We start from the raw sequence: 11,088 nt of genomic DNA on the forward strand, positions 1-11,088 counted from the left end.
ATTCGGCGCCGTGACGCGCGTAGGCTCGTGCCGGGTGTTTGCCTGCCCGGGTGAAGACCGCACCTTACGAAGGACTTATGGTCGGGCCCGGTCGACCCACCCGAATTCGGCCAACCACCTTTCACAGGGAAGCGAGATTTCACCACCGTGACTGCTCTCACTCTCAGCACCACCGCGGCGCCCGGCCTGCGGGCCGACGCGATCGTGGTCGGTGTCGCCAAGGACTCCGGATCGAAGTCTGGGGATCTGGTCGTAGCACCGGGCGCCGAGGCCGTCGACGAGGCGTACGACGGCAAGCTCGCCGGCGTCCTGGGGACCCTCGGCGCCTCCGGTGCCGAGGGCGAGGTGACCAAGCTGCCCGCGCCGTCCGGCTTCAAGGCCCCGCTCGTGCTCGCGGTGGGCCTCGGCCCGCGCCCCGAGAAGGACTCCGGCTACGGCGCCGAGGCGCTGCGCCGGGCCGCCGGCGCGGCCGCCCGTGCCCTCGCCGGATCGAAGAAGGCCGGCTTCGCGCTGCCGGTCGCGGACGCCGCCGACGCCGCCGCGGTCGGCGAGGGCGCGCTGCTCGGCGCGTACTCCTTCGACAGCTACAAGGAGAACGGCAAGGACGCCGAGTCCCGCAACGGCAAGGCGCCGCTCGGCGAGGCCGTGCTGCTCGGCGGCAAGGGCCGCGACAAGGCGTACAAGGCCGCCGTCGAGCGCGCCACCGCCCTGGCCGAGGAGCTCAACCGCTGCCGCGACCTGATCAACACCCCGCCGAACGACCTGAACCCGGCCGCCTTCGCCGCCGTCGCGCAGGACGCGGCCAAGGAGCACGGCCTGAAGGTGCAGGTGCTCGACGAGAAGGCGCTCGCCAAGGGCGGCTACGGCGGCATCCTGGGCGTCGGCTCCGGCTCGGCGTCGGCGCCGCGGCTGGTCAAGCTGTCGTACACGAACCCCAAGGCGAAGAAGCACCTGGCCCTGGTCGGCAAGGGCATCACCTACGACTCGGGCGGCATCTCGCTCAAGCCGGCCGGCCACAACGAGACGATGAAGTGCGACATGAGCGGTGCCGCCGCCGTGTTCGCCGCGGTCGTCGCCGCCGCGCGGCTCGGCCTCGAGGTCAACGTGACCGGCTGGCTGGCGCTGGCCGAGAACATGCCCTCCGGCTCCGCCACCCGCCCCGGCGACGTGCTGCGCATGTTCAGCGGCAAGACGGTGGAGGTGCTCAACACCGACGCCGAGGGCCGGCTCGTCCTCGCGGACGCGCTGTGGGCCGCCTCGCAGGAGAAGCCGGACGCGATCGTGGACGTGGCCACGCTGACCGGCGCGATGGTGCTGGCGCTGGGCAGCCGCACCTTCGGGATCATGGCGAACGACGACGCGTTCCGCTCCGCCATCCACGAGGCCGCGGAGGAGGTCGGCGAGGAGGCGTGGCCCATGCCTCTGCCCGAGCACCTGCGCAAGGGCATGGACTCCCCCACCGCCGACCTGGCCAACATGGGCGAGCGCATGGGCGGCGGGCTGGTCGCCGGCCTGTTCCTGCGCGAGTTCATCGGTGAGGGCATCACGTGGGCGCACCTCGACATCGCCGGGCCGGCGTTCAACGAGGGCGGTCCGTTCGGTTACACGCCGAAGGGCGGCACCGGTTCGGCGGTCCGCACGCTCGTGCGTCTCGCCGAACTCGCCGCCGCCGGCGACCTCGGCTGATTCGTCGCACGGCCGTCGTCCGGTCCGCCGGACGACGGCCGTGCCGCGTGGGCGCCGGTCGCGCCCGCGCGACGTGGGGTGTATCACACTCCAGCCCCGCGTCTCGTTCACTCCCGACAAGTGCGAAGATGGGCGTCGGCAGGACAGGGCCCCCACCGAAGGGCCGAAACTCAAGCGGCCGGACACCAGCCGCCTGCCGGTCACCGACGACCGGCGTACGGCGCACATGCATGGAGGACGTGACGTGGCGAACGACGCCAGCACCGTTTTCGACCTAGTGATCCTCGGCGGTGGCAGCGGTGGTTACGCCGCGGCCCTGCGCGGGGCGCAGCTGGGCCTGGACGTCGCCCTGATCGAGAAGGACAAGGTCGGCGGTACCTGCCTGCACCGGGGTTGCATCCCCACCAAGGCCCTGCTGCACGCGGGCGAGATCGCCGACCAGGCCCGCGAGAGCGAGCAGTTCGGTGTGAAGGCCAGCTTCGAGGGCATCGACGTGCCCGCCGTCCACAAGTACAAGGACGACGTCATCTCGGGCCTGTACAAGGGCCTTCAGGGACTCATCGCGTCCCGCAAGGTGACCTACATCGAGGGTGAGGGCCGGCTGTCCTCCCCCACCTCCGTCGACGTCAACGGGCAGCGGATCCAGGGCCGCCACGTCCTCCTGGCGACCGGTTCCGTGCCGAAGTCCCTGCCGGGTCTGCAGATCGACGGCAACCGCATCATCTCCTCCGACCACGCCCTCGTCCTGGACCGCGTGCCGAAGTCCGCGATCATCCTGGGCGGCGGTGTCATCGGCGTCGAGTTCGCGTCCGCCTGGAAGTCCTTCGGCACCGACGTCACGATCGTCGAGGGCCTGAAGCACCTCGTCCCGGTCGAGGACGAGAACTCCTCGAAGCTGCTGGAGCGCGCCTTCCGCAAGCGCGGGATCAAGTTCAACCTGGGCACCTTCTTCCAGAAGGCCGAGTACACCCAGGACGGGGTCAAGGTCACCCTGGCCGACGGCAAGGAGTTCGAGGCCGAGGTCCTGCTCGTCGCCATCGGCCGCGGCCCGGTCTCCCAGGGCCTGGGCTACGAGGAGGCCGGGGTCGCCATGGACCGCGGCTACGTCCTCGTCGACGAGTACATGCGCACCAACGTCCCGACCATCTCCGCCGTCGGTGACCTGGTCCCGACCCTCCAGCTGGCGCACGTCGGCTTCGCCGAGGGCATCCTGGTGGCGGAGCGTCTGGCCGGTCTGAAGACCGTTCCGATCGACTACGACGGTGTTCCGCGGGTGACCTACTGCCACCCGGAGGTCGCCTCCGTCGGCATCACCGAGGCCAAGGCCAAGGAGATCTACGGCGCGGACAAGGTCGTCGCCCTGAAGTACAACCTGGCCGGCAACGGCAAGAGCAAGATCCTCAAGACCGCGGGCGAGATCAAGCTCGTCCAGGTCAAGGACGGTGCCGTCGTCGGCGTCCACATGGTCGGCGACCGCATGGGCGAGCAGGTCGGCGAGGCCCAGCTGATCTACAACTGGGAGGCGCTGCCGGCCGAGGTGGCCCAGCTCATCCACGCCCACCCGACCCAGAACGAGGCGCTCGGCGAGGCCCACCTGGCCCTGGCCGGCAAGCCGCTGCACTCCCACGACTGACGCTTCACGTCACGGGCGCGACGACACAGACTTCCGTAATTCGTTAGGAGCAACCGAAACCATGGCGGTTTCCGTAACCCTTCCGGCGCTCGGCGAGAGCGTCACCGAGGGCACTGTCACCCGTTGGCTGAAGGCCGAGGGCGAGCGCGTCGAGGCCGACGAGCCGCTGCTCGAGGTCTCGACCGACAAGGTCGACACCGAGATCCCCTCGCCCGCCGCCGGTGTGCTGGCCTCCATCAAGGTCGCCGAGGACGAGACCGTCGAGGTCGGCGCCGAGCTGGCCGTCATCGACGACGGCTCCGGCGCCCCCGTCGCGGCTCCGGCCCCGGCCGCCGCCGAGGCTCCGGCCCCGGTCGCCGAGCCGGCCCCGGTCGCCGCGGCTCCGGCCGCCCCGGCCCCCGCTGCCGCCCCCGCGGCTCCGGCGGCCCCCACCGGCGCCACCGGCACGGACGTGGTCCTGCCCGCGCTCGGCGAGTCCGTCACCGAGGGCACCGTCACCCGCTGGCTGAAGTCGGTCGGCGACTCCGTCGAGGCCGACGAGCCGCTGCTCGAGGTCTCCACGGACAAGGTCGACACCGAGATCCCGGCGCCCACCTCCGGTGTGCTGCTGGAGATCGTCGTCGGTGAGGACGAGACCGCCGAGGTCGGCGCCAAGCTCGCCGTCATCGGCGCCCCCGGTGCCGCTCCGGCTGCTGCTCCGGCCCCGGCCGCCCCGGCTCCGGCCGCCGCTCCGGCTCCGGTCCCGGCTCCGGCAGCCCCCGCGGCCCCGGCCGCTCCGGCTCCCGCGGCCCCGGCTCCGGCTCCGGCTCCGGTCCAGCCCGCGGCCCCGGCTCCCGCGCCGGCCGCGCCCGCCCCGGTCACCCCGGCCCCGGCTGCGGTTCCGGCCGCCGCCCAGCCGACCGACGAGGGCGCGTACGTGACCCCGCTGGTGCGCAAGCTCGCCGCCGAGAACGGCGTCGACCTGTCCACCGTCAAGGGCACCGGCGTCGGCGGCCGTATCCGCAAGCAGGACGTGCTCGCCGCGGCCGAGGCCGCGAAGGCCGCCGCCCCGGCCGCGGCCGCTCCGGCCGCGGCCGCTCCGGCCGCCCCGGCGAAGAAGGCTCCCGTCCTGGAGGCCTCCCCGCTGCGCGGCCAGACCGTGAAGATGCCGCGGATCCGCAAGGTCATCGGCGACAACATGGTCAAGGCGCTGCACGAGCAGGCCCAGCTGTCCTCGGTGGTCGAGGTCGACGTGACCCGCCTGATGCGCCTGCGCGCCCAGGCCAAGGACTCGTTCGCGGCGCGCGAGGGCGTCAAGCTCTCCCCGATGCCGTTCTTCGTCAAGGCCGCCGCCCAGGCGCTGAAGGCCCACCCGGTCATCAACGCCAAGATCAACGAGGCCGAGGGGACCATCACCTACTTCGACACCGAGAACGTCGGTATCGCGGTGGACTCCGAGAAGGGCCTGATGACCCCGGTCATCAAGAACGCCGGTGACCTCAACATCGCCGGTATCTCCAAGGCCACCGCCGACCTGGCGGGCAAGGTCCGGGCCAGCAAGATCACCCCGGACGAGCTGTCCGGTGCGACCTTCACCATCAGCAACACCGGTTCGCGCGGCGCGCTGTTCGACACGATCATCGTGCCGCCGGGTCAGGTCGCGATCCTCGGCATCGGCGCCACCGTCAAGCGCCCGGCCGTCATCGAGACCGAGGAGGGCACGGTCATCGGCGTCCGCGACATGACCTACCTGACCCTCTCCTACGACCACCGCCTGGTGGACGGCGCCGACGCGGCCCGTTACCTGACGGCGGTCAAGGCGATCCTGGAGGCGGGCGAGTTCGAGGTCGAGCTCGGCCTCTGATCCAGTCACCCGGGACCCAGCAGTACGGCGCCCCCGTCCGGAACCTTCCGGGCGGGGGCGCCGCGTTTGCCGTTTCTTGGCCATGACGGCGTGTAAGTCTCGTCTCACCTGCACGAAAGCGCCCGTATGCGCCCTTCCGCCGGGCGCTGACAGCCGTATTGTCTAAACGTCGAACGCCCCCCGGGGGCCCGTGGGTCCCCCCTTGAAGGAGCCCTCCATGACCGCGCCCGTCGTCCACTCGCTGCGCGAACAGATCCGCGAGCACATCGTGGAGGGGATCGTCAGCGGGCGCTGGAAGCCGGGCGAGCGGATCGTGGAGCGGCGGATCGCCACCGAGCTGGAGGTCAGCCAGACGCCGGTGCGGGAGGCGCTGCGTGAGCTGGAGTCGCTGCGGCTGATCGAGTCGGCGCCGAACAAGGGCGTGCGGGTGCGCAACCTGACCGCCGCCGACCTGGAGGAGAGCTACCCGGTCCGGGCCGGCCTGGAGGCGATCGCGGCGGAGCTGGCGGCCGAGCGGCTGGCGGACGACTGCTCGGCCCTGGAGCCGCATGTGGCGGCGCTGTACGAGGCCGACCGCAGGTCCGACGGCACCGGCCAGGTGCGGCACACGGTGGCCTTCCACCGCGAACTGGTCCGCGCGGCCGGGAACGCGGTGCTGCTGCACACCTGGGAGGGCCTGGGCATCGAGGTGTTCACCGCGCTGTCGATCCGCTGGCTGGGGACGGTCCAGCAGTCCTACGCGGAGGAGCACGAGGAGCTGGTGCAGGCGTTCAAGCGGCGGGATCCGCGGATCGCCGAACTGGTCAAGTCGCACGTTCTCGGCTGCGCGCCGCGACCCTGAGGCAGTCGAGCACCTGTACGCTCACCTGCGAAAACCCTTTGAAAAAGCGGCACCGCGTGCCCGTTTCCAAGGCACCGGGTGCCGACTTTCTCGAAATCGAAGGGTTTTACACCTGTACCCTTTGATCGATCATCGATCAGGGAGTTAGAGTCTCCGCTGGGCTTCCACCAGAGCCTCACGCCCTGTCCTGCCAAAGACCTAGGGCACCCCCTGAACCCTTGCCGATGAGGGAACCCCCTTCGACTGAGGAAGGCGGCGACATGACCGACCCCAACGCCATCCAGCCGAGCGAGCTCGACCAGCTCCCGGACCGCGACCCCGAGGAGACCGCCGAATGGCAGGCCTCCCTGGACGCCGTCGCCAAGGCGGCCGGGACGCACCGTGCCGCGTATCTGATGCGCCGTACGCTGGAGCGCGCCGAGGACGCCGGCGTTGTCCTGCCCAAGCTCCTCGAGACCGACTACGTCAACTCCATCCCGACCTCCGCCGAGCCGGCCGCCCCCGGTGACGAGGCCATGGAGGCCCGCATCACCGCGTGGAACCGCTGGAACGCGGCGGCGATGGTGACCCGCGGCAGCAAGTACGGCGTCGGCGGCCACATCGCCACCTTCGCCTCCGCGGCGTGGCTGTACGAGACCGGCTTCAACCACTTCTTCCGCGGCAAGGAGGGCGACGGCTCCGGCGACCAGCTGTACATCCAGGGCCACGCCTCCCCGGGCATCTACGCCCGCGCCTTCCTCGACGGCCGGCTGTCCGAGCAGCACCTGGACAACTTCCGCCAGGAGGCCGGCGGCAACGGCCTGCCGTCCTACCCGCACCCGCGCCGCCTGCCCTGGCTGTGGGAGTTCCCGACGGTGTCGATGGGCCTCGGCCCGATCTCCGCCATCTACCAGGCCCGGTTCAACCGCTACCTGACCAGCCGCGGCATCAAGGACGTCTCCGACTCCCACGTCTGGGCGTTCCTCGGCGACGGCGAGATGGACGAGCCGGAGTCCACCACCGCGCTGACGCTCGCCTCCCGCGAGGGCCTGGACAACCTCACCTTCGTCATCAACTGCAACCTGCAGCGCCTGGACGGCCCGGTCCGTGCCAACTTCAAGATCGTGCAGGAGCTGGAGGCCCTCTTCCGCGGCGCCGGCTGGCACGTGATCAAGACGCTGTGGGGTTCCGCCTGGGACGAGCTGTTCGCCCTGGACACCACGGGCGCGCTGGTACGCCGGCTGCGCCAGGTACCGGACGCGCAGATCCAGACGTACCAGACCCGCGACGCCGCCTACATCCGCCAGGACTTCTTCGGCGCCGACCCGGCGCTGGCCGAGATGGCGAAGCTGCTGAGCGACGACAAGATCATCGAGTGCTTCCACTTCTCTCGCGGTGGTCACGAGGCGCGCAAGGTCTTCGCCGCCTACAAGGCCGCCCTGGAGCACAAGGGCGCCCCGACGGTGATCCTGGCCCAGACGGTCAAGGGCCACACCCTCGGTACGGGCTTCGCGTCGAAGAACGCCAACCACCAGATGAAGAAGCTCTCGGTGGACGAGTTCCAGCAGATGCGTGACCTGCTGGAGCTGCCCATCCCGGACAGCGCCTTCGCCGACGGCCAGGTCCCCTACGGCCACCCCGGCGCCGACTCCCCCGAGGTCCGCTACCTCCAGGAGCGCCGCGCGGCGCTCGGCGGCCCGGCCCCGGCCCGCCGCGTCCACCCGGTCGCGCCGCTGCCCGCGCCCGCCGACAAGGCGTTCGCCGCCTTCGACAAGGGCTCCGGCTCGCAGAGCGTGGCCACCACCATGGCGTTCGTCCGTCTGGTCAAGGACCTGGTCCGCGACAAGGAGACCGGCAAGCGCTGGGTGCCGATCGTCCCCGACGAGGCGCGCACCTTCGGCATGGAGTCGCTGTTCCCCTCGCTCGGCATCTACTCGCCCAAGGGCCAGACGTACGAGCCGGTCGACCGCGACCAGCTGATGTACTACAAGGAGGCCAAGAACGGCCAGATCCTCAACGAGGGGATCACCGAGGCCGGTTCGATGGCCGACTTCATCGCCGCTTCGTCGTCGTACTCGACGCACGGCGAGGCGATGATCCCCTTCTACATCTTCTACTCGATGTTCGGCTGGCAGCGCACGGCCGACCAGATGTGGCAGCTCGGCGACCAGCTCGGCCGCGGCTTCCTGGTCGGCGCCACCGCGGGCCGCACCACGCTGACGGGTGAGGGTCTGCAGCACGCCGACGGCCACTCGCCGGTCATCGCGGCGACCAACCCGGCCGCGCTGACCTACGACCCGGCGTTCGCCTACGAGGTCGCGGCCATCGTCAAGGAAGGTCTGCGCCGCATGTACGGCCAGGCCGAGCCTGGCGAGGACCAGGACGTCTTCTACTACCTGACGGTCTACAACGAGCCGCTGCCGCAGCCCGCCAAGCCGTCCGCCCCCGGCGTCGACGAGGGCATCGTCAAGGGCCTGTACCGCTTCAACACGGCGGAGTCGGCGGGCCTGACGGTCCCGGCGAACGCGCCGCGGATCCAGCTGCTCGGCTCCGGCACGGCGATCCACTGGGCGCTGGACGCCCAGCGGATGCTCGCGGAGGAGTGGGGCGTGGCCGCCGACGTGTGGTCCGCGACCTCCTGGGGCGAGCTGCGCCGGGACGCCATGGAGGCCGACGCGGCGCTGCTGCGCGGCGAGGAGCGGGTGCCGTACGTCCGCCGGGCGCTCCAGGGCGCCGAGGGTCCGGTCCTCGCGGTCTCCGACTACATGCGCCAGGTCCCGGACCAGATCGCGCAGTGGATCGAGCAGGACTACACCTCGCTGGGCGCCGACGGCTTCGGTCTGTCGGACACCCGTCACGCCGCCCGCCGCCACTTCGGCGTCGACGCCCAGTCGATCGTCGCCGCCGCCCTGGCCCAGCTCGCCCGGCGCGGCGAGGTGAAGGCCTCGGCGGTCAAGGAGGCCCGGGAGAAGTACGGCCTGTGAGACACGCCGCATGACGACGAAGGGGTACGGCCGCGGCCGTACCCCTTCGTCGTCGCCGGCCCCGGCATGATGGCCCTATGCGTGCCGCCCGTCTGATCAAAATGGTGCTGCTGCTCCAGTCGCGGCCCGCCATGACCGCCGCCGAGCTCGCCCGGGAACTGGAGGTGTCGGAGCGGACCGTCACACGGGACGCGCAGGCGCTGTCGGAGGCGGGCGTGCCGGTGTACGCGGACCGGGGGCGGGCCGGGGGCTACCGGCTGGTCGGCGGCTACCGCACCCGGCTGACCGGGCTCGACCGCGGTGAGGCGGAGGCGCTCTTCCTCAGCGGCGTTCCGGGGGCGCTGCGGGAGATGGGACTTCAGGACGCCGCCTCGGCCGCCCGGCTGAAGGTGTCCGCGGCCCTGCTCCCCTCCCTGCGCGACGCCTCCCGTACGGCGGCGCAGCGCTTCCACCTGGACGCGCCCGACTGGTTCCGCGAGCCGAGGACGCCCGAGTTGCTGCCGGCGGTCGCGGAGGCGGTGTGGGACGACCGGCGGGTCACCGCGCGCTACCGGCGCGGCGAGGAGGAGGTCGCACGGGAACTGGAGCCGTACGGTCTCGTGCTCAAGGCGGGCGGGTGGTACCTGTGCGCCCGGGTCGTGGGGCCCGGCTCCTTCCGGGTCTACCGCGTGGACCGTTTCTCGGCCGTGGACGCCGGCGCGGGGAAGCGCTTCGAACGGGACGGCGACTTCGACCTGCCCGCTTTCTGGGAGGAGCGGGCCGCGCAGTTCGCGCGGTCCGTCCTGCGGGCCGAGGTGGTGGTGCGGCTGTCCGAGGAGGGCCTGCGGCGGCTGCCGCATGCCGTGGGGCCGGTGCCGGCCCGGGCGGCGCTCGAGGCCGTGGGGGCCGCGGCCGGCCGCGACGGGAACGGGTGGGTGACGGTGACCCTGCCGGTGGAGTCCGAAGAGGTCGCCCACACCCAGCTCACGGCGCTCGGGCCGGAGGTCGAGGTGCTGGCCCCCGAGGCGCTGCGGGCGCGTTTCGCGCGCGACGCCGACCGGCTGGCCGCGCTGTACCGCCCCTGACGGCCCGCCGCATTCCGCGTGCGCCCCCCGGCGCGAGGGCCGATGCTTGAGCCGTGATGGACGAGACGGAGTTCTGGGAGCTGATCGACGGCAGCCGCGAGGCCGCCGAGGGGGATCCGGAGGAGCAGGCCGACCTGCTCGTCGAGCGGCTGCTGGGCTGCGATCCCGAGGTGATCCTGGACTTCGCCCGTCACTTCGAGGCCCGGTACAACCGGGCCTACCACTGGGACCTGTGGGGCGCCGCCTGGGTGCTCCTGGACGGGGCCAGCGACGACGCCTTCGACTTCTTCCGGTGCTGGCTGATCGGCCAGGGCCGGGAGGTCTTCGAGGGCGCCCTGCACGATCCGGACTCGCTCGCCGACCTGCTGGACGACTTCGACGAGGAGGTCGACGGCGACGGCGAGGAACTCGGCTACGCGGCCGACGAGGCCTACGAGCAGCTCACCGGCACGGTCGCCCCCGACCTCGGCATCCCGCCCGCCCCGGCGGAACCGGAGGGCACCCCGGTCGACTTCGAGGACGACCGGGCGCTCGCCCAGCGCTATCCGAAGCTGTGGGACCGGTTCCGTGAGTAGCACCCCCGGACAACTCCCGCCCCCCGCGGACCCACTGTGACGGCCCCCGCGGGAACGTCGTGGGGGGTGGTGCGGGGGGCTCGGGAGGGCCTGGAGGGCCAGGAGCCCCGGCAGGCCCGGGAGGCCCGGGAAGCCCGGGAAGCCCGGGAAGCCCAGGAGAGCCTGGAAACCCCGGAGGTTCGGGAACGCCAGGAGGCCCGGCAGGCCCAGGAGACCCGGGAACGCCAGGAGCCCCGGCGGGCCCGGGAGCGCCAGGAGACGCAGGAGCACCGGCAGCCCACCGGCCCGCAGCCGCAGGCCCAGGAGACCCAGGAGCCCCGGCAGACCCAGGAGAGCCTGGAAACCCCGGAGGTTCGGGAACGCCAGGAGGCCCGGCAGGCCCAGGAGGCCCGGGAACGCCAGGAGCCCCGGCGGGCCCGGGAGCGCCAGGAGACGCAGGAGCACCGGCAGCCCACCGGCCCGCAGCCGCAGGCCCAGGAGACC

General features: G+C 72.0%; 7 protein-coding genes and 1 pseudogene. All 8 read left to right on the forward strand.

Annotated elements, in window-relative coordinates; all coding sequences use genetic code 11:
• Positions 1-147 precede the first annotated feature (147 nt).
• Positions 148-1,686, forward strand: a complete 1,539-nt coding sequence (locus tag ACIQMV_RS03510; RefSeq protein WP_402590785.1) for a leucyl aminopeptidase — start codon at positions 148-150, stop codon at positions 1,684-1,686.
• A gap of 244 nt (positions 1,687-1,930) precedes the next feature.
• Positions 1,931-3,319: a dihydrolipoyl dehydrogenase gene (gene lpdA / locus ACIQMV_RS03515; RefSeq protein WP_141361564.1), complete on the forward strand. Its 1,389-nt coding sequence runs from the start codon at positions 1,931-1,933 to the stop codon at positions 3,317-3,319.
• 61 nt (positions 3,320-3,380) lie between these two features.
• Positions 3,381-5,162: a 2-oxoglutarate dehydrogenase, E2 component, dihydrolipoamide succinyltransferase gene (gene sucB, locus ACIQMV_RS03520; RefSeq protein WP_402590786.1), complete on the forward strand. Its 1,782-nt coding sequence runs from the start codon at positions 3,381-3,383 to the stop codon at positions 5,160-5,162.
• Positions 5,163-5,379: 217 nt separating this feature from the next.
• Positions 5,380-6,003 carry a GntR family transcriptional regulator gene (locus tag ACIQMV_RS03525; RefSeq protein ID WP_401771555.1) on the forward strand — a complete coding sequence of 208 codons (624 nt, stop codon included), beginning with the start codon at positions 5,380-5,382 and terminating at the stop codon, positions 6,001-6,003.
• Between the two features lie 260 nt (positions 6,004-6,263).
• The gene (aceE, locus tag ACIQMV_RS03530) at positions 6,264-8,966 is read left to right on the forward strand and encodes a pyruvate dehydrogenase (acetyl-transferring), homodimeric type (protein WP_402590789.1); all 2,703 of its coding nucleotides are present in this window, start codon (positions 6,264-6,266) and stop codon (positions 8,964-8,966) included.
• Between the two features lie 77 nt (positions 8,967-9,043).
• A complete protein-coding gene (locus ACIQMV_RS03535) occupies positions 9,044-10,030 on the forward strand; it encodes a helix-turn-helix transcriptional regulator (protein ID WP_402590791.1) in 987 nt (328 codons plus the stop codon).
• Positions 10,031-10,086: 56 nt separating this feature from the next.
• Positions 10,087-10,605, forward strand: coding sequence for a DUF4240 domain-containing protein (locus ACIQMV_RS03540; RefSeq protein WP_141366732.1), 519 nt, complete (start codon positions 10,087-10,089; stop codon positions 10,603-10,605).
• 66 nt (positions 10,606-10,671) lie between these two features.
• A pseudogene (locus ACIQMV_RS03545) lies at positions 10,672-11,088 on the forward strand (hypothetical protein); the annotation flags it as partial.

The organism is Streptomyces sp. NPDC091412 (genome assembly GCF_044756885.1).
Lineage (GTDB): Bacteria > Actinomycetota > Actinomycetes > Streptomycetales > Streptomycetaceae > Streptomyces.

What these genes read in the sequence shown, in the direction of transcription:
- sucB (WP_402590786.1), top strand. Translation starts at nt 3,381, where the DNA reads ATGGCGGTTTCCGTAACCCTTCCGGCGCTCGGCGAGAGCGTCACCGAG.
- ACIQMV_RS03525 (WP_401771555.1), top strand. Translation starts at nt 5,380, where the DNA reads ATGACCGCGCCCGTCGTCCACTCGCTGCGCGAACAGATCCGCGAGCAC.
- aceE (WP_402590789.1), top strand. Translation starts at nt 6,264, where the DNA reads ATGACCGACCCCAACGCCATCCAGCCGAGCGAGCTCGACCAGCTCCCG.
- ACIQMV_RS03535 (WP_402590791.1), top strand. Translation starts at nt 9,044, where the DNA reads ATGCGTGCCGCCCGTCTGATCAAAATGGTGCTGCTGCTCCAGTCGCGG.
- ACIQMV_RS03540 (WP_141366732.1), top strand. Translation starts at nt 10,087, where the DNA reads ATGGACGAGACGGAGTTCTGGGAGCTGATCGACGGCAGCCGCGAGGCC.